We start from the raw sequence: 18691 nt of genomic DNA on the forward strand, positions 1-18691 counted from the left end.
ACGATTGTTCTTTTTCTTTTTATTCCAATGGTAGCTGCCCCAACATCGACGCTAGACGATGAACGGTTTCCCCGGTATACGGGACGAGCAGCTCGGGCAGTTCACCCTGCATACTGGAGACGGCCATCCGTGTAATAGCGCCGATGACCAGTACGGCCGTGAGCCTTGAATCTTGAGCAGGCAGTTCACCCCGCATCACTCCCAGATCAATCAGGTCTATCAACGCATCGAGCGGCTGGCGGTAATCTTCACTGCTTCCGACTTCAATAAATATTTCGTGATTTTGCGAAATCAGCAGCAGTCCGTAAGGATCTTCATCGTGCAATTGAAGAACCTCGGTAATCAGTTGCCGGAAGCGCTCCAGCACCGGACCTTCCTGGTGAACATAACCGTCAATCAAGGCGGTATAGTCCGCGCAATATTGGGTGAAGGCTTCGAGAGCAACGGCATCTTTATTTTTAAAATGTTTGTAGATCGCCGCATCTGTTACTCCGGCGGCGTCACCGATCTCTTTGACGGAAATGCCGTCAACGCCTTTGGTTGCAAACAAGCGCATCGCCGCTTGTAGGATGTCTTTCTTTTTGCTGTCCACATGAGGTTTGTTCTTCATGATTGTATAGTAAGTGATCACTAACTAAATTGCAACAATAATATATGAATTGCCTTATATCCTGCCTCCAGAATGCTTCTGTTAAAAGCTTGCAGCCTGGTGGGTGTCAACGTATGATGAATAGAAATGAGCATTTTACATCATGGGCGAGTACGTTTTACAAACTGCAAGATATAGAGGGATACGCCCTGTTCAACGGGAGCTTGTACCTGTGGGTGTGGGGGAAGCTAATGAGGCAAAATGCCGGAGTTTTCATTCGGACAAATTACGGAGGACACGGAGTATGGGGGACCAGGGGAATGCAGAATTACATGTTCCTTGCTGGGTGACCCCGCAAGGAACGCTGAATGACCGCTATGTATGCAAACGTGAACGGCTGTACAAAGGAATGAACGGCAGATATGTCGAGCGATTCACAGTCCCAGGCGGTGAAAGCTATATTTTTAAGCCGCTGACCCATCACGGACAGCATGGACGTGAACAGCGGATGGCAGAGTATGTGCTGGCGTATTTACCGCCGATCTATCCCCGGCTCATCGCTGCATCGGTCAGAGACGCTACACCTGATCAGAGCTGGCTCATCTATGAGGATCTGGGGCAATTGGTGCATGATTCGCGGGAAAATACGCTGTTAGATGCTGCTGCAAACATGGCCGAATGGCACGCAATACCCGTTTCCGGCTGGGACGAATTGCCTCGTGAAGGTCAGAAACCACCTATTCGGAACATGCTGGATGATCTGCTTGGGCAAAAGGAAGCGACCGCTGATTTGTTATCCAAGCTGGAGATTACACTGTCTCCAGCGGATTGGGAAGACATCACCACATTAATCCACAGGGCAGAGGAAGAATTGCCTCCTGTTCTGTGTCACGGTGATCTTCATCCCGGCAACCTGGCGGATGTGAATGGCAGACTGGTCATCATCGATTGGGAGCATGCCCATCTCAACACGCCTCTTTGGGACGTGTATCATCTGGTGGATCTATCGCATCCGCTGTACCCGAGAACCGTTACGCCTGAGCTGCGGGAGCGAATTATTGATGTTTATTTGGACGGGCTGGAGCGCCATAGCGTTCAGGTTGACGGGGTTTCTTTTAAAAGGTGGTACAGCGCATATGCCATTGTATTCTCGCTCTGGATGCTGCGTCTGATTGATGGGGATTTGAGAAGTGCAGACTGTGTATGGCCCGAGGAACAGCTGCGGAACCAGTGGCACGAGACGGCAATGACGCTGAAACAGTGCATGAAGCAGTGTTGTAGGGAATAGAAATGAGGGGTGCAGAACATGCGTAAAGTAGGACTCGTAATGCGTAAAATTCAATTCACGGAGTCACAGGGCCCGCGCGTATTTGCGGATCGGCTGAAGCAGATTGGGCTGGAGCTGGGCGTGGAGGTTGTGTTCATCTCGCCGGAGCGCCATGTCAGCGGATATGACTGGTTGCCAGGTTATGAGCATGAGAAAGGCGACCTAGTGAACTATGATATCGTACTGGACCAGATATATAGCCAAAATATAGAGCATGTCATCTACACCGTATCGGGGTTTACGTTTTTGAAGATGTTTTTACCGAAGAGCGTGTTGTTCCCGCACAGCTTTCCCGACCCGGCGCTGACGGGATATGAGATGATGAAGCCATTCTATACAATGGTGGATAAAGCGATTGTGCAGACGGAGTTTTTGAAAACAGAGCTGGGCCGCAATTTCGGGGTACATGACGTGAACGTCATCCCGATTGGCTTTAGCGAAGAGCTGGCGAACCGGCACTATGACCCGAGTCAGGTTGTGCATAATCGGGTGCTCTGGATCGGTCGGGATGAGGCAAATCGTCGCCCGGATTTGGTGCTGGAATATGCCCGACAGAACCCGGGCAAGGAAGTGTACATGGTATTCGGCGGTCGCCGCTATGAGGAAAGCATGAAGAAATACAACATTCCAGACAACGTAAAACTGCAATTTGCGCTGACACAGGATGAAGTATTCACCCTGATGAATTCGTCCAAGGTATATTGGAGCTGTTCGGCTTTTGATACGTTTGCGATGCCGCTGACTGAAGCGATGGCGATGGGCAAAATGGTTGTGAAGCCGGAGCATGCCTGTTACGGTCACATTCGATCTACCCATGCCTTTGCTGGCAATGAAGATAACTGGTTTGAACTAGTGAACATGGCCGCTGCCGCGCCGCGCAATGTGTCGGAAGACAACCGGGAGTATGCGTTTGGAGCCTTTTCTCGCACGATTATGAAAGAAGGATACCGGGACTTTTTCGCCAACTGGTTGAAGTAATACATGGTCTGTAACGACGTGCTCTAACCATTCAGCATGAAGGAGGAGAATCTTATGGAAGTACTCATCCTGTGGACGCTCGGCATGTGGGCGGTGCAGCTGCTGATCGAATGGCTCATTTATCGGATGCAGGGCCGTCGAATGACCTGGGTTCAATATTTACTGCCCTGTGTGGCCTTGCTCGGCGGAGCCACTGTGATCATGATTAGCATTGATATTGGTGGGTGGAACGGCATCGGATATGCCTTGCTTGGCGCATCGCTGGGTACATCGGGAATGTTGACACTAATTACGGTGGCAATTACGGATGTGGTGTTTCGGCGTCGGGGTAGGAATTAATCGGAACGGTTAAGCTGTGGGCAGTAAGAAAGATTTGGGCGATCAGACGGTTGCAGGAATGCATTCGTCTGTGATATATTGACATTAATTATGACAAGGGAGGTGAAGACAGGTGAATCACGAGATGCTTAACAACCGTATTAGCCAGCTGCCGATTGCTATGGCTGGCATTGTTCATACTTTTCCAACTAACGGGAGAAGTCTGTCCAAATTTGAATATACGGAAATTAACATTTGCGAGAAGATGCCTGCCTTGACCTCATTCGGACGATAAGCAATTTTGCTTGAATTCTGAAGGGCCGCGGAGCTAACCTCCTGCGGCTCTTTTTGTGTTGCGGTCAGGCTCTTCCAATCCATAGGAGGAACCTTATTATGATGATTATTAGCGCACAACAACTGACCCAATACCACGGAGCACATCTGGTGCTGGACGGCATTACGTTTGAAATTATGGAAGGCGACAAGGTCGCCCTGATCGGCCGCAACGGAAGCGGTAAAACAACATTGATGCGTCTGATGGCACGGCTGAACCAGCCGGATGAAGGACAATTGATGATCAAGAAAGATACACGGATGGGTTACGTGGCTCAGGTGCCAGAAGGAATGGATGGTTACACGGTGCTGGATGTGCTGAGTCTTGGATTCAGGGAGCTTATGGCGTGCCAGAGCCAAATGAAGGAAATGGAGCAGCAGATGTCCGATCCGGACTGTGCAGCCGATCCGAACCAAATGGAGCGCCTGTTGAAGCGGTATGCGGCATTGCAGGACCAATTTGAACGTGAGGGTGGATATGAGATGGATGCCCGGATCGATCAGGTGGCGGACGGTCTGGATATTGCGAAGGAGCATTACGGATGGCGGTTTGGTTCGTTGTCTGGCGGTGAACAGACCCGAGTTGTGCTGGCTTCACAGCTGATTGTAAGGCCTGATCTGTTATTGCTGGATGAGCCGACCAACCATCTTGATCTGGAGCGGGTGGAATGGCTGGAAGGATTTTTGCGCGAGTACACAGGTACGATTATCCTGATCTCACATGATCGCTACTTTTTGGACCGTGTAGCATCCCGGACGTTAGAGTTGGAGGATGGAGAAGCGCAGACGTCAGCTGGCGGTTATACGGAATATATGAAAGTGAAGGAACAACGACTGTTGCAGCAATTTGAGGAGTTCAAGGAGCAGCAGAAGGTGATCAAAAAAATGAAAGAAACGATCCGCCAATTGGAAGAATGGGGCCGAGTCGGGGGCAATGAAAAGTTCTTCCGGCGCGCGGCTTCGATGCGTAAAGCAATCGAACGGATGGAACAGGTGAAACGCCCGGTACTGGAGCGGCGTAACGCCGACTTCGATGTACGCCCTACAGACCGTACGGGAAAACGGGTGGCTGTGATAGAACAAGTCGAAAAGGCTTATGGAGAACGTCCGATTCTGCGCGGTGTATCAGGATTACTTGAATATGGCGACAAAATTGCCCTTATTGGACGTAATGGTTCAGGCAAAACGACCTTGTTCAAGCTGTTGCTGGGAGAGGAACAACCAAGTGCAGGCAACCTGGAGTGGGGGGCACGTGTAGATGTTGGTTATCTGGCCCAGCAGGAGGAGCCTTCCAATCCGAAGCTGAACGTGCTGGAATACTTCCGGCTGGAAGCGGGCGTGGAAGAAGGGGAGGCACGCGGGATTTTGGCCCGATATTTATTCTATGGAGCAGATGTATTCCGCTCGGTAGGACAGTTATCCGGTGGGGAATGGACACGGCTAAGGCTGGCTCTGCTGGTTCAGCGCAAGCCGAATGTGCTTCTGCTGGATGAACCGACCAACCATCTGGATATCGCCTCAAGGGAAGCGCTCGAAGAGTCGTTGGTTGATTTTGAAGGAACAGTGCTTGCCATCTCACATGACCGCTACTTCGTCAATCGACTCGCTTCCCGCGTGTGGGAACTGGAGAACGGACGGATGACCACGTATCTGGGAGACTATGAAGCCTATCGCGAGAAGAAGCTTGATCTGCAGGCCCGTGCAGCGGCGGCAAATCAGCAGAATGCAGTAGCCCCCACTCGTCGAACTGTTAAGTTGGAGGTTGAGTCCGATTCAACGTCGACAACTAACGAGTCTTCTGAAAGCCGTAAAAATGGTGTTTCTATAGGAGCGAGCAAGATTGCGCATAAGTCTGTTAGCAGTAAAAATAACAACGCGAACGGAAAAAAGCTGTCCGCGGAACAGTTGGAACAGAAAATGGCTCATCTTGAAGTGGAAATTCAGGAGTTGGATCAACAGCTTGAAACCCTACAGAACAATCCAACGGATCTGGAACAAAAGTGGAACGAGCGAGAGCAAGTGTCCAGTAAATATAATGAAATGTTGGCACAGTGGGCAGAGTTGTGAGCAGGGTCAGGCATTGGAATTAAGCGAACGGGTCGGAGATTATTCTCCGGCCTTTTTATTTTGAGAGAGTGGAATCAGCATAGTTTTTCAGCGGCAAACGTGACTGAGAGCTGTGGCTCCCTAACATGTTTCCTGACTCCCAAGATGCGGGTATGTGACGAAATCGCACGAGGCAATATGGCAGTAGCACAGCTGCTGCGTTCCATTATCATCGGCGTTTCCATCGTCATCGGTACGTTTTTGATGTAAAATAAACCCTAGTGTTTTGGAATGAATATCAATCCAACGAAGAAGGAGCGCGGCATCATGAGAAAAGTCATCATCGATACAGATACAGCAGGAGACGATACGATTGCGATCCTGACGGCACTGCACCATTTCCAGGTGGAGGGCATTACGATTACAGGCGGGAATGTACAGTTTGACCAGGAGGTTGAAAATGCCCTGTACACGGTACAGGTTGCAGGACATGGCGGCAAGGTGCCTGTGTACAAAGGATGCGAACGCCCATTGATGGCCTATGGTAAGGCCCAACACCGCACGGTGGAAGACGTACATGGCGATGACGGCATGGGCGGAGCCCATTTCCCGAAGGCGGAACAGCGTCCAGAGGCAGGGCATGCAGTTGATTTTATCATTGAAAAGGTACACGCACAGCCGGGCGAGATCTCGCTTCTGGCGATTGCACCTCTGACCAACATTGCGATGGCCATTCAGAAGGACCCAACCATTATTCCAGAGATTGCACATCTCTACATCATGGGTGGAACGAATAATGCACTGGGCAATATCACACCAGCCGCAGAGTATAACTTCTATGTAGATCCGGAAGCAGCCAAAATTGTACTACACGCGGGCATTCCGATTACCATGGTTGGCTGGGAGATGTGTACTCAATATTCCGTTATGGATGATGATGATCATGCAGAGATTGCAGCTCTCGGTACATCTGGTGCTGAGTTCTTCACTGCAATCAATAAAGTGGTTATGCAGTTCAACAAATCGGTACATAAACTGAATGGCACCACTCACCCGGATACCTTGCTAATGGCTGTTGCCGCAGATGAGTCACTAATGACCAAATCTGGTCAGTATTACGTGGATGTGGAAGCAGCAGGAGAATTAACGCGAGGATATAGCGTCGTGGATATCAACGGACGTTTCGGCAAAGAACCGAATGTACGCGTCTGCGAGGCCATTGACCGTCCGAAATTCAAATCCATGCTGCTGGATGTGCTCTCCGCTATTCAATAATTTCGAGAATCGTCCCTGAGCATCGGAAACGCACGTGCGTAAGAATGAAATAATGTCAAAGAACAGCAAGATGATCCGTGCCTATTTCAGGTACGGATTTTTTTTTGCCCATTTTGAGACCAACTACTTCACCTGTCGTAGTAAACTGTGATATACTTCAACTACTACGACAGATGAAGTAACGGAGGAGGATTATCTTTTGTGATCAGCAGTGATGTTATACGCGGCTACAACGATACGCTCATTCTCTACATGCTGCTGGAAGGGGAGTCGTACGGGTACGAGATTTCCAAGAACATCAGGCAGCTGACAGATGAGAAGTATGTCATGAAGGAGACGACACTTTACTCTGCTTTCACCCGATTGGAGAAGAACGGGTACATTGAATCGTTTTACCTGGATGAGAGCTTGGGGAAGCGGCGTACGTATTACCGAATTACTCCGCTGGGTCTCGACTATTATAGGGAAAAGTGCGAGGAATGGAAGGTTACGCAGGAGGTTGTGAATCTATTTATCAGGGAGTGGTGACAGAGCATGGAGACAATTATAGTGTATCTGGAAAACATGTTTGCTAGTCTGCCGAAGACCTCCGAGGTGGAGCATTTGAAACGGGAGCTGCTTTCGGGGATGGAAGATAAATACTTGGAACTGAAGCGGGAAGGCAAGTCGGAGAATGAGGCAATCGGCATTGTAATCTCGGAATTCGGCAATATTGAGGAGTTGACAGCCGAGCTTGGTATTCAACCAGCCGGAATCGAGGAAGTAGCACCTGTGCTGACGGAGGAAGAGGCTTACGATTATGCCGCTGTCAAACGTAGCGTGGGTCTATGGACTGGTCTGGGTGTTTTTCTCTGCGCATCCGGGGTAGCATTCCTGATTTTCCTGGTTACATTTTTTGAGCACAACAATATCAAGGCCATGACAGGGTCGATGGAAACGGGGAGCCTGCTGGGGCTGATCGGAATGTTTGTACTGATCGCCATTGCGGTTGGCATGTTTATTCACAGCGGGATGAAGCTTGATCGCTTTAAGTATATGGAGAAGGGTTTTCAGTTGCCTTATGAGCTCAAAATGTCACTTCAACGCAGTCAGGCTCACTTTGCGCTGACGTACCGCGTTTCGATTATTACGGGCGTCGGTCTGTGTGTGCTTTCACCGGCTTTTATTTTCGCGGGTGCATATATCAACGATGACTATGCATCTTATGGTGTCTCTGTCTTTATGTTGATGGCAGCGGTTGGCGTGTTTCTGTTCATTTATTACGGCAATATCCAGGGGGCTTATACGAAATTGCTGGAGGAACCACATCTTACTGCTGATATGAAGGAGCGGGAAAGAATTGTAGGAGCAGTGGGGGCTATCGTGTGGCCTCTGGCAACAGCGCTGTTTCTGTTCACCGGCTTTGTGTACCAGCGATGGGATGTTAACTGGGCCATATTCCCGATTACGGGTGTCCTATTCGGTATGTTCAGCAACACCTATCATATATTAAAGCGGAAGAATCCCTCCTGATAGTGTACAATGCGCGTGATCTGCTCATTTGGTGACAACGCTTCGGGTGTGTTAAAGTGAAGGAAATGTTACAGCAGAGACCCTTTAGTTTAACTTTTGAGCGTCCGGCAGGAGGATTGGCACAATGTTATTTTATTTTATAGCACTGCTGGTTACCTTGGTTGATCAGGGAACCAAGATGGCGGTGAGGATGTATATGGAAGTTGGCGACACAATGAGACTTGGCGATTCGGGAATGCAGCTGCAGCATTATGAGAACAGCGGAATGGCCGGCAGCCTTTTTCAAGGCAATGCGCGTCTGTTCGGCGTGGTCGCCATTCTGTTCGTGGCGGGCATGATGTATTATCGGAGAAAAGGTGAAATTCGCGGTTTCTGGATGCAGGCCGGTGCCGGCTTCATGGTCGGTGGTGCCTTGGGTAATGCAGTTGATCGCTTTGTCTACGCACGCGTAACGGATTTTCTCGTATTTCCATCGGGACGCGGTATTCTCAATTTGGCGGATGTCGCGATAAACGTTGGTGTGGTAATGCTGGTCATCGGCATGCTAATCCGTGCATTTCAGAGTTACCGAGCCAAGCGTTTACGTAATGCTTTGCCGAAAATCGAGCGTTCACAATAAGGCAACCACAACTCCGTTGTAGGCCAGTATAAGTGAATAAATAAGAGACATTGGACATTCTCCGATGTCTTTTTTTGTTATGCCGATGATCCGATTCGCGGTCAGCGATCTTGTTTCAATTTTATCGAAACCGTTTTAGGAATAATAGAGCCCGATATAGTCAACGCTCATAGTAGGAATCTCTGGAAGGATTAACCACATGGTTATTTCACCAGTTTAATGGGTAAATCTTAACGTATATAAGCTGAGGGAGGTACAACATGAGAACATCGCTTACCAAGGCACTCGGGATAATGCTGCTTTGTGGAATAACGGCTGTACTGCTGTCTTCCTGCACCAGCGGGAATAAAGCCAACGGCAAAGTGCAGATTGAATTTTTTCAGAACAAACCCGAAGCCAAAGGAACCTTTGATGAGTTAATCAAAACATTTAACGCCGAACACTCCGATATTCAGGTCACTCAGGTGAATCCACCAGATGCGGAGACGGTGCTGAAGACACGTGTGGTGAAGAACGATGTGCCAGACATTATGGCGATGGGGGCAACTGATACCTATTCCATTCTTGCACAGAGTGATATTTTCGCCGATCTGACCGACAGTCCACTGTTGAAAACGATCGATCCCAACTACATACAGATGCTGAAGGATGTCACGGGCATGGATGAAGTGACAGGTGTTCCTTACGCAACAAATGCAAACGGAATCATGTACAACAAAACGTTGTTTAAGGAAATGGGCCTGGATGTACCCAAAACCTGGGACGAGCTGATTGCTACAGCCCAAAAAATTAAGGATGCAGGTAAAATTCCGTTTTACTTCACATACAAGGATGACTGGCAGACGAATCTGCCGTTCAATGCACTAGGACCTAACTTGGTTGGTATTGATTTCTATCTGGAGCGTCGCGAGAACAAGGTGACCTTCAAGGAGAAATACCGCGAGGTCGCGGAGAAGCAGTTGGAACTGATGAATTACGGTCACGGCGACAACTTCGGTAAAGCATATTCCGATGGTAACCGTGCCTTTGCCAATGGCGAAGCTTATATGTACATCCAGGGTACCTGGGCGATCTCCGAGATTCGCAAAGCGAACCCGAATGTGGACATTGGTTTCTTCCCATTCCCGACAGGCAATGATCCGAGCCAGATTAAGCTGGTGAACGGAATCGACTCCCTGTTTACCATTGCAGCGAATACGCCGAATAAAGAGCAGGCCGAGCAGTTCATCGCGTTTCTGCTAGAGCCTGAAAATATAGGTAAATACATTGAGGAACAGACGCTGTTCTCAGCGGTGGAAGGTGTAAAACAAGATGATCCTGCTGTACAGGAACTGACACCTTACATTGAACAGGGCAAGGTTATCGACTTCGCCGATCACTATATTCCGGCTGCGGTGCAGCTGAATTCCATCGTACAGTCCTTTTTGCAGAACAAGAACATCGACAACTATCTGGATACACTCGACAAAGAATGGGACAAGGTAGCGAATCGGCGATAACGCCTTGTCCGAAGGAGGATGGAGTATGAACAAGCGCATCGCGCCCTATTACTGGATGACGGTTCCGGCGGTAATATTGTTCTTTGTATTTATGACACTGCCGGCCCTTCAGGGGATCTATTATTCATTTACGAACTACAACGGATTCGGACAAGGTTATGATTTTGTTGGATTCAAAAACTATTTCAATCTGTTTCAGGATGACAATGTAGGTAACGCCTACTGGTTTACCTTCAAGTTTGCGATCGTTGTAACGATCCTGACGAATATTCTGAGCCTGCTCATTGCACTCGGGCTGAATGCCAAGATCAAGATCCGCAACTTTTTCCGGGGCATCTATTTCCTCCCGAATATCCTGAGTGTATTGATCGTAGGTTACATATTTAACTACCTGTTCTCTAACGTATTTCCGATCTGGGGGCAAAACCTGGGGATTAACGCCCTATCCACCAACATTTTGGGCAGCGAAAGCCTCGCATGGATCGGGATCGTGATTGTGGCAGTGTGGCAATCAGTTGCGTTGAATACGATTCTGTATCTGGCGGGATTGCAAACGATCCCTACGACATTATATGAAGCATCAAATCTGGACGGCGCCGGTAAATGGCGTGAATTCTGGAGCATTACGTTTCCACTTATTGCCCCGTTCTTCACGATTAACATGGTGCTGGCGATGAAAAACTCACTGATGGTCTTCGACCAGATCGTGGCCTTGACCAATGGTGGACCAGGACGGGCAACACAGTCCATCTCCCATCTGATCTACACGGGTGGGTTTGAAGGCGGCGAATATGCGTATCAATCTGCGAACTCGGTTATCTATTTCATCGTTATCGCGGTGATTTCGATTCTGCAAATCCGGTTCCTGCAAAGAAGGGAGACGGATCTGTAATGAGAAGCCGTTTACGTACCAACTGGCCCGTTATGTTGTTGATTATTCTGGGTACTTTGTTCATTCTGTTCCCTTTATATATGACGGTTACGATCGCATTGAAAAATCCGGAGCAAATGGCCCAATCGGTATTTGCCATTCCGACAACGCTTCACTGGGAGAACTTTGCAAGTGCAATCGACATGACAAACTTCTTCCAATCGTTCCGTAACAGTGCGATTGTTACTGCGTCAACAGTCATCCTGACCTTGCTCAGTAACTCCATGGTCGCTTACGCCATTGCGCGGAATATGGAGAAACGAAAGTTTTTCAAAGGGCTGTACTACTACTTCGTCAGCGCGATGTTCATTCCGTTTCCAATCATCATGCTGCCGATTGTTAAGCTGACTGCATCACTGGAAATGACCAATCTGCTGGGTCTTATCCTGCTGCATACGGTGTATGGCCTCGCCTTTAACGTATTTGTGTATGTGGGTTACATTCGGTCCATTCCGGTAGCGCTGGAGGAAGCGGCCTTCGTAGATGGAGCGACAACCTGGGGCACGTTCTGGAAAATCATTTTCCCATTGATGGCGCCGATCAGTGCCACAGTTGGTATCCTGACCTGTCTGTCCACTTACAATGACTTCCTGTTGCCACTCATTATTATTAGTGATCCGGCACAATACACACTACCGCTGGTACAGTATGTGTTCCAAGGTCAATTCAATACCGACTTTAACCTGGCGTTTGCGTCGTACCTGCTGGCGTTGCTGCCGATGATTATCATTTATCTGTTTGCACAGAAGTGGATCATCAATGGCGTAACACAAGGTTCGGTAAAATAATAAAGAAGAGGTTGGGCTCATGGAGCCCGCCTTTTTTTGTTTTTATGACTCTTTTGCCTGCTTGGACAAGACGATAGATTTAAGTGATTGATTAACAAAGGGAACTGTGCTATTTTTTAGTCGTTAGTTTAATCGATAAACAAAGATCGGTGAAGAGAATGATAATTCATTTTGTAAACGCTTTAATTATTGGCGATGCTGAATTTGGCATAGCTTGTACTCCATCGTCATCCAGCTTTAGATTCGGGTGGCGATTTCTTTTACATACGGGGAGGAGGATGGGGCTTGCGGGGGAAAATGGGCAGGTGGAATTCATTACGCAATCAGATCTTTGTTGGTTTTGTACTCGTGATGCTGATGGTCTTGTTCATTGCAGGCATTGTCGCCTATGATCGGGTATCCGGTCTGCTGAAGACCAATGCGGAGAAGCATATTCATCAGACGGCTGTTCAGGCCAATGGCAGATTGGATGCCCTTATTTCACAGGTGAACTCCCTGACAGCCCAAGTGGCGGATGACCCTTACGTACAGCGTTTACTGAGTAATGAAAAAGGCGGAGAGTCGGCTACATTCAATCAGCGTCAGGCCCTCCTACAGATTGTGGGCAGCTATCAATCCTTTATGAATGGTGTGCAGAGCATGGAAATCTACACCACCAACTACAGCCGGATTTTCCCTATGGATGACCGCTCCCTGGATGGGCGTCTGGACCGGAACTGGATTACGGAAGCGGACAAGGAAAAAGGAAGGCTGATATGGACTGGCCCCGATCCGGAAGATCCCGGCGTGATTATGGCTATTCGGCGTGTCAGCTTGTTGGACCGGGCCTTTGAACATGGAGGCTACGTTGTAGTGCGGATGCAGCGCAGTTTCTTTCAGTTGAATGATCTGGATGATGCGGACGATACGCTGGACTCGATTCTGTTGGTGGATACCAATGGGAGCGTTGTGACTTCCAATCTGGAAGCAGACCTGAATGTGGAGACATTGCTGAGCAGTGATCGCTCCATCGTTCAGACCCGGGATGAGCCCTATATCGTGGTCAGACAGCATTCCGAAATTACGGGGTGGACCCTCGCTGTCCTTACTCCTGTGAGTGAAACAACGGAGGGAGTGTCCATCCTTCGAACGGCGCTGCTCATATCCGGATTATTTGGCGTCGTGTTGTTTCTAATCATGTCCTTCCTCTTGTCGACCATGATTACACGTCCGATCAGGCGACTGATGAGGGCCATGCGCAGTGCGCGTCCGGGAGCAATGGAGCCCAATATTATGGTGAGTTCAACAATGGAGATACATAAGCTTAATGAAGTATACAATCAGATGGTATATCGACTGAACGAGTTGACGCAGGAGGTGTATGAGAAGGAAATTATGCAGTCCCGAACAGAACTAAAGGCGCTTCAGTCGCAGATCAATCCCCATTTTCTGTTCAACACGCTGGAGGCGTTCTATTGGTCACTTGAGGACAAAGGAGATGAGGAGATGGCACGTATGGTTGTCGCGATGTCCCGATTATTTCGCTATATCATCTCCAGTCCGAACAAGAACGAATGGGTTACGCTTGCCGATGAATTGGAACACGCCGAACGTTATCTTCGAATCATGGAGATGAGACTTGGCGAAAGATTGACATGGGAAATTCAATTGAGTGATAGCATGCGGACGGTGAAAATCCCCAAGCTGCTCATCCAGCCGTTGGTGGAAAACGCCATTCTTCACGGAGTGGAGAGCAGAATCGGACCAGGAAAGGTAAGTGTTCGCGTCGATGCCTCGACAAAGGAGGGGCTTGTTCACATTGAAGTTCGGGATGACGGGCCCGGAATGAATGATCAAAGGCTTCAATCTGTCGTTCACGCATTGAATGGGGGCCCTGCAGTTTCTGACAAGGGAACAGGCGTGGGTCTGATTAATGTCGATCGTCGGCTTAAGCTCTATTTTGGCAATCAGCTCGGTAAAGCTTGCGGGTTGTCTGTGAAAAGTGAACCTGATGAAGGAACCATTATTAGCTTTGATATTCCGAAGGATACGGAGGGCGCATATGATTCATGGCAAAACGATTCTAATCGTCGATGATGAGCCGCGCACAAGAGAGGGCATCCGCAAGACGTTGGAAGGCTGGTCGGCTGGGCGGAATGAGATCAGAACGGCAGCTAGTGGAGTTGAGGCAGCCGAATGGCTCAAGGAGCAGTCAGCGGACCTGCTGATTACAGACGTTCGAATGCCGGAGTTCTCCGGCCTGTCTCTGGTTGAAGCGGTACAGGATTATCCGAGCAAGCCTGTCGTACTGATCATGTCCGGACATGCCGATTTTCAATATGCCCAGCAGGCCATCAAGCTCGGCGTGGTGGATTATCTGCTTAAACCGATTGAGAAGGAGCAGCTAATCCAGACGGTTGAGAAAGCCTTGGAACTTGGTGAACAGCAACGGCGCATTCAAACGATGCAGAAGCTCGTTGATCCCAAGCTTCTCGACGCCAGGGAGCGAGGAGATCAGCGACTTAATCCCCAGATCAGCGAAGCTATTGCTTACGTGGAAGTCCATCTGGGTGAGCCTGTCACCATGAGGGAAATCGCTGAGCTTTTGCATTTGAACTCAAGTTATTTTAGCGTGCTGTTCAAGGAGCAAATGGGGATCAATTTCAGTGAATATCTGACCCGCAAACGTGTTCAGCGAGCCAAGGAATTGCTCGTCCAGACCGCCATGCCTATCTCGGAGATCGCCGAGCAGGTGGGGTATCAGACGGATAAATATTTTATTAAAGTGTTTAAGAGCCTCGAAGCAATCAGCCCAAGCAAATATCGTCATTCCATTACCACTCAAGAGAATAAATAACCATAAAATAGTGGAGTTTTTCCAAATCATCCTGGTCTTATGGGGTTAATGTACCCGTGCTAGAATTTAATTAAAGCGGTTACATAAACCGAAAAACGAATACAGGGGGTTGGGAAAATGAATAAAAAGCCCATAGCAATGCTTCTGACATTGATGCTTATCCTCACCATATTTTTAACCGGATGCAGCAATTCGGATTCCGATGGAAAGGGTGAAGCAAGCGGCAGCGGGTCCGACGGAAAGGTGACCCTCAAGTTTATGCACCTCTGGCCAGCGGGCAGTTCCGCACAGCAGAACAAGCTGGTTAACGACATCATCAAGCAATATCAGACCGATCACCCGAACGTGACCATTAAGCAGGAAGTGCTGGAGAATGAGCAATATAAAAACAAGCTTAAAATTTTATCAGCTTCCAATGAACTTCCTGATGTAGGGGTAACCTGGGCTGCGGGATTTCTAGAGCCTTACGTAAAGGGAGACCTGTTTGCGCCGGTGGATGACCTTCTGAGTGGTTCACTTGAAGGCAAGTTCATTGCCGGAACGACCGAAGCATATGCCGTAGAGGGCAAAACTTACGCCCTCCCGATTGAGTTGAATATATCTCCGATTTACTACAATAAGGCCATTTTCGCCAAGTATAATCTGCAAACGCCAACAACGTATGATGAGTTCCTGAATGTGGTGAAAACACTGACAGATAATGGAGAGGTCCCCATCGCTCTTGGTAACAAGGATCGCTGGACCGGCTCGCTCTGGTATATGTATCTGGCGAATCGTCTGGGCGGAGATGCACTGGAGAAGGCCATTCAGGGCACGGGCAAGTTTGACGACCCCGCTCTGATCGAGGCGGCTGCCGAAGTACAGAAGCTGGTGGACATGAACGCGTTCAACAAGGGTTTCAACGGTTTGTCCAACGATGAAGGCAAATCGGAATTCATGAATGAGAAAGCGGCTATGTATCTGATGGGCACCTGGGAATTGCCGAACTATACAACCAACCCGGATGTACCACAGGAGTTCAAGGATAAGATTGGATTTTTCAAATTCCCGACGATGGAGGGCGGCAAAAGCGATATTAACAGCTGGGTCGGCGGCCCGGGCGTAGGTTTGTTCGTCGCACAGAACTCCAAGGTGAAGGATGAAGCGCAGAAGTTCGTGCAATATTTCGTGGAAAAATGGGGGGAGAGCTCCGTAACTGAGGCGGGCGTCATTCCAGCAACGAAAGTGGATACTGCGGAAGTCCAACTGCCGCAGCTCTATACCGACCTGCTGAACGAATTGAATCAGGCCAGCAGCCTGACACTGTTCGCGGATGTCCAGATGAAACCAGCGGCGGCTCAGGTCCATCTGGACATGATTCAGGCCCTGTTCGGAAAAGCAGTGACTCCTGAGGAATTTGTGAAGAATCATCAGGCAGCCATTGATAAAGGAAATTAACGGTACAACGCACAAAGGGAGGATATTCTGATGGACAAAGTCATGTCCAACCGTTTAGTCGCTGCGTTGTACGTGCTTCCCGCGCTGCTGCTGTTGTTGGTCCTGATCTATGTACCGATCGTACTGACCGGATATTACGGATTGATGCAGTGGGACGGGATCGGCGCAATGACCTTTATCGGTTTAGAAAATTACACGCGATTGCTTCACGATGCAACGTTCTGGCAGAGTGCCTATCATACTTTTTTGCTGGCGCTGTTCTCCGCACTGAGTCTAATCGGTTATCTTGCGATTGCACTTGTGCTGTCAGGCAAAATCAAGGGAGCCAACCTGTTTCGCAAAATATATCTTATTCCGATGCTGCTGTCATCGGTGGCTATAGCCCAGCTATGGCTGAAGATTTATCATCCAAGCAATGGCGTGCTTAACTCTTTTCTGGAAGGAATCGGGATTGCTAATCCGCCAGCATGGCTGGCGGAGCCATCGCTGGTGTTGTATGCGCTGTTCGTGCCGATCTTGTGGCAGTATGCCGGATTCTATATTCTGATTTATTATGCTGCGCTCAAGAATATCCCGGAATCGCTGGTGGAAGCTGCCCGGATTGATGGAGCGAACCCCTGGCAGATTGCCTTTCGTATCAAGCTGCCCCTGATCACGGAAGTGATTAAAGTGACGATTGTGCTGGCGGTCGTCGGCTCGCTGAAATACTTTGATCTGATCTATGTGATGACGGATGGTGGGCCGAATGGCTCCAGTGAAGTGATGGCTTCCTATATGTATCATCAGGCTTTCCGGGGATTTGACTTTGGTTATGGGAGTGCTGTCGGTTTCTTCCTGTTGGTCATCTGTTTGGTCGTCACCTGGCTGTTGCGGAAGGCTACGGCATCCAAGGACACCATTCAGTACTCTTGATACAAGTGAAATGAAAGGAGGTCCATCCCTGTGAAGACGGATACTGTGGTTCGGTTGCCAGCTTATCCAGGAACAGGCCCGGGCTCAACAGTGCTGAGAAGGATCGGGTATTTCCTGCTCTACAGCCTGTTGATTCTGGTAGCATTGCTTCAGATTCTGCCCTTGATTTGGCTGCTGCTGTTCTCACTCAAAAATAATCAGGAAGTATTCGATATGGCCCCATTCTCCCTTCCCGCAACTCCGAGATGGGAGAACTATGTGAAAGTGTGGACGGAAGGCAATATCAGTTTATATTTCTTCAATAGCGTCTGGATTACGGTTGTTTCTGTCGTGTTTACCGTACTGTTCGCGAGTCTGGTTACCTTCGCCATCACTCGTATGCGCTGGAAAGGGCGTTCACTGGTGTTGGGGTTGTTCATGGTAGGTATGATGATCCCTGTGCATTCTACGCTGATCCCGCTGTTCAGCCTGTTCCTGAAGCTTCATCTTACGGATCACCCATTGTCAGTCATTCTGTCCTACATCGCGTTTAACATGCCGATCACCATTATGATCCTGCTTGGCTTCTACTATGCCCTTCCACGGGAAGTGGAGGAAGCAGCGGTGATGGACGGATGCTCAGTCCATCGGATTTTCTTCCGTATCGTCTTGCCGATGACGTCTTCGGTGATCGCTACGACGGCGATTATCAACATGATCTATGACTGGAACGAGTTTATTTTCGTGAATACGTTCATCAGCACAGACTCGTACAAGACCCTAACCGTTGGGGTACAGAACTTTATTGGGCAGTACACCACGGATTGGGGAGCAATTGGTGCGACGCTGATGATTAGCATTCTGCCTATCCTTATCGCTTTCCTCGTCTTGAGCAACCGAATTGTAGAGGGCATCGCTGCCGGATCGGTAAAAGGTTAGACCTAAGCATTCCACATGAATCATTGGCTAACTTAAACCTTGGACCCTTACATATCCCAATCCAAAAGGGATATGTAAGGGTTTTTGCTCATCGCCCTGGGGCTAGATAAATTGAACCAAACATTTACACGAGAACGGAGAGGACAGAAATAACCTGAAGAAGGGGAGCTAAAAGCTTTCTGAAAGAAAGCTACATCGAAAGCATACGCTTCGCCTTTATCCCCAGACTTTCTCCTTTGAAAAGGAAATCAAAAAAATCTGGGGATAACATCGATCGGAAGGTTGTTCTGGCATCGGAGTGGCAAGTGTAAATAATCTTTAGTTCAATTCATATAAATGAAAGAATTGAAAATACCTATTATTGGAATTTCAA

General features: G+C 48.8%; 18 protein-coding genes and 1 pseudogene. 18 read left to right on the top strand and 1 reads right to left on the bottom strand.

What is annotated here, in order from left to right; all coding sequences use genetic code 11:
* Positions 1-19: 19 nt before the first annotated feature.
* On the bottom strand, positions 20-610 hold the full coding sequence (locus AMS66_RS20985; protein WP_053782637.1) for a TetR/AcrR family transcriptional regulator: 591 nt from the start codon (positions 608-610) through the stop codon (positions 20-22).
* Positions 611-893: 283 nt separating this feature from the next.
* Between AMS66_RS20985 and AMS66_RS20990 the strand changes: the two genes are divergently transcribed.
* From AMS66_RS20990 to AMS66_RS21065, 18 genes and pseudogenes are all read left to right on the top strand, one after another.
* Positions 894-1877: a phosphotransferase family protein gene (locus AMS66_RS20990; protein WP_053782638.1), complete on the top strand. Its 984-nt coding sequence runs from the start codon at positions 894-896 to the stop codon at positions 1875-1877.
* Between the two features lie 18 nt (positions 1878-1895).
* Positions 1896-2894, top strand: a complete 999-nt coding sequence (locus AMS66_RS20995) for a glycosyltransferase (protein WP_053782639.1) — start codon at positions 1896-1898, stop codon at positions 2892-2894.
* A 54-nt stretch (positions 2895-2948) separates the two neighbouring features.
* Positions 2949-3233 carry a YesK family protein gene (locus AMS66_RS21000; protein WP_053782640.1) on the top strand — a complete coding sequence of 95 codons (285 nt, stop codon included), beginning with the start codon at positions 2949-2951 and terminating at the stop codon, positions 3231-3233.
* 112 nt (positions 3234-3345) lie between these two features.
* Entirely contained in the window at positions 3346-3507 is a 162-nt protein-coding gene (locus tag AMS66_RS32975; RefSeq protein ID WP_181014143.1) for a hypothetical protein, read from the top strand.
* A 98-nt stretch (positions 3508-3605) separates the two neighbouring features.
* Complete coding sequence (gene abc-f, locus AMS66_RS21005; RefSeq protein WP_053782641.1) at positions 3606-5612, top strand: ribosomal protection-like ABC-F family protein; 2007 nt, start codon at positions 3606-3608, stop codon at positions 5610-5612.
* A 129-nt stretch (positions 5613-5741) separates the two neighbouring features.
* Positions 5742-5861, top strand: a pseudogene (locus tag AMS66_RS32455) (DUF350 domain-containing protein); the annotation flags it as partial.
* 57 nt (positions 5862-5918) lie between these two features.
* Positions 5919-6866 (top strand): nucleoside hydrolase, encoded by a 948-nt coding sequence (locus tag AMS66_RS21010; protein ID WP_053782642.1) that lies wholly within the window; start codon positions 5919-5921, stop codon positions 6864-6866.
* Positions 6867-7067: 201 nt separating this feature from the next.
* Positions 7068-7394, top strand: a complete 327-nt coding sequence (locus AMS66_RS21015) for a PadR family transcriptional regulator (protein ID WP_053782643.1) — start codon at positions 7068-7070, stop codon at positions 7392-7394.
* 6 nt (positions 7395-7400) lie between these two features.
* Positions 7401-8378, top strand: a complete 978-nt coding sequence (locus tag AMS66_RS21020; RefSeq protein WP_053782644.1) for a permease prefix domain 1-containing protein — start codon at positions 7401-7403, stop codon at positions 8376-8378.
* Between the two features lie 124 nt (positions 8379-8502).
* Positions 8503-8997 (top strand): signal peptidase II, encoded by a 495-nt coding sequence (gene lspA / locus AMS66_RS21025; protein ID WP_053782645.1) that lies wholly within the window; start codon positions 8503-8505, stop codon positions 8995-8997.
* A gap of 260 nt (positions 8998-9257) precedes the next feature.
* A complete protein-coding gene (locus AMS66_RS21030; protein ID WP_053782646.1) occupies positions 9258-10496 on the top strand; it encodes an ABC transporter substrate-binding protein in 1239 nt (412 codons plus the stop codon).
* 25 nt (positions 10497-10521) lie between these two features.
* On the top strand, positions 10522-11388 hold the full coding sequence (locus AMS66_RS21035; RefSeq protein ID WP_053782647.1) for a carbohydrate ABC transporter permease: 867 nt from the start codon (positions 10522-10524) through the stop codon (positions 11386-11388).
* The gene (locus AMS66_RS21040) at positions 11388-12215 is read left to right on the top strand and encodes a carbohydrate ABC transporter permease (RefSeq protein ID WP_053782648.1); all 828 of its coding nucleotides are present in this window, start codon (positions 11388-11390) and stop codon (positions 12213-12215) included. The genes AMS66_RS21035 and AMS66_RS21040 overlap by 1 nt, the downstream gene beginning before the upstream one ends.
* Positions 12216-12500: 285 nt before the next feature.
* A complete protein-coding gene (locus tag AMS66_RS21045) occupies positions 12501-14291 on the top strand; it encodes a cache domain-containing sensor histidine kinase (protein WP_082350821.1) in 1791 nt (596 codons plus the stop codon).
* Entirely contained in the window at positions 14257-15051 is a 795-nt protein-coding gene (locus AMS66_RS21050; RefSeq protein WP_053782649.1) for a response regulator transcription factor, read from the top strand. Before AMS66_RS21045 ends, AMS66_RS21050 begins: the two co-directional genes overlap by 35 nt.
* Positions 15052-15168: 117 nt before the next feature.
* Positions 15169-16488: an extracellular solute-binding protein gene (locus tag AMS66_RS21055; protein WP_053782650.1), complete on the top strand. Its 1320-nt coding sequence runs from the start codon at positions 15169-15171 to the stop codon at positions 16486-16488.
* A 30-nt stretch (positions 16489-16518) separates the two neighbouring features.
* Positions 16519-17400 carry a carbohydrate ABC transporter permease gene (locus AMS66_RS21060; RefSeq protein WP_024629821.1) on the top strand — a complete coding sequence of 294 codons (882 nt, stop codon included), beginning with the start codon at positions 16519-16521 and terminating at the stop codon, positions 17398-17400.
* Between the two features lie 45 nt (positions 17401-17445).
* Positions 17446-18318 (top strand): carbohydrate ABC transporter permease, encoded by an 873-nt coding sequence (locus AMS66_RS21065; RefSeq protein WP_053782896.1) that lies wholly within the window; start codon positions 17446-17448, stop codon positions 18316-18318.
* Positions 18319-18691 lie beyond the last annotated feature (373 nt).

Origin of the sequence: Paenibacillus xylanivorans, assembly GCF_001280595.1 — a bacterium.
Taxonomy (GTDB): domain Bacteria; phylum Bacillota; class Bacilli; order Paenibacillales; family Paenibacillaceae; genus Paenibacillus; species Paenibacillus xylanivorans.

Excerpts from the sequence above, each read along its gene's own strand:
- AMS66_RS20990 (WP_053782638.1), top strand. The coding sequence starts at position 894 with ATGGGGGACCAGGGGAATGCAGAATTACATGTTCCTTGCTGGGTGACC.
- AMS66_RS21035 (WP_053782647.1), top strand. The coding sequence starts at position 10,522 with ATGAACAAGCGCATCGCGCCCTATTACTGGATGACGGTTCCGGCGGTA.
- AMS66_RS21060 (WP_024629821.1), top strand. The coding sequence starts at position 16,519 with ATGGACAAAGTCATGTCCAACCGTTTAGTCGCTGCGTTGTACGTGCTT.
- AMS66_RS20985 (WP_053782637.1), bottom strand. The coding sequence starts at position 610 with ATGAAGAACAAACCTCATGTGGACAGCAAAAAGAAAGACATCCTACAA.
- AMS66_RS21030 (WP_053782646.1), top strand. The coding sequence starts at position 9,258 with ATGAGAACATCGCTTACCAAGGCACTCGGGATAATGCTGCTTTGTGGA.
- AMS66_RS21000 (WP_053782640.1), top strand. The coding sequence starts at position 2,949 with ATGGAAGTACTCATCCTGTGGACGCTCGGCATGTGGGCGGTGCAGCTG.
- AMS66_RS21050 (WP_053782649.1), top strand. The coding sequence starts at position 14,257 with ATGATTCATGGCAAAACGATTCTAATCGTCGATGATGAGCCGCGCACA.
- AMS66_RS20995 (WP_053782639.1), top strand. The coding sequence starts at position 1,896 with ATGCGTAAAGTAGGACTCGTAATGCGTAAAATTCAATTCACGGAGTCA.
- abc-f (WP_053782641.1), top strand. The coding sequence starts at position 3,606 with ATGATGATTATTAGCGCACAACAACTGACCCAATACCACGGAGCACAT.
- AMS66_RS21055 (WP_053782650.1), top strand. The coding sequence starts at position 15,169 with ATGAATAAAAAGCCCATAGCAATGCTTCTGACATTGATGCTTATCCTC.
- AMS66_RS21010 (WP_053782642.1), top strand. The coding sequence starts at position 5,919 with ATGAGAAAAGTCATCATCGATACAGATACAGCAGGAGACGATACGATT.
- AMS66_RS21040 (WP_053782648.1), top strand. The coding sequence starts at position 11,388 with ATGAGAAGCCGTTTACGTACCAACTGGCCCGTTATGTTGTTGATTATT.
- AMS66_RS21020 (WP_053782644.1), top strand. The coding sequence starts at position 7,401 with ATGGAGACAATTATAGTGTATCTGGAAAACATGTTTGCTAGTCTGCCG.
- lspA (WP_053782645.1), top strand. The coding sequence starts at position 8,503 with ATGTTATTTTATTTTATAGCACTGCTGGTTACCTTGGTTGATCAGGGA.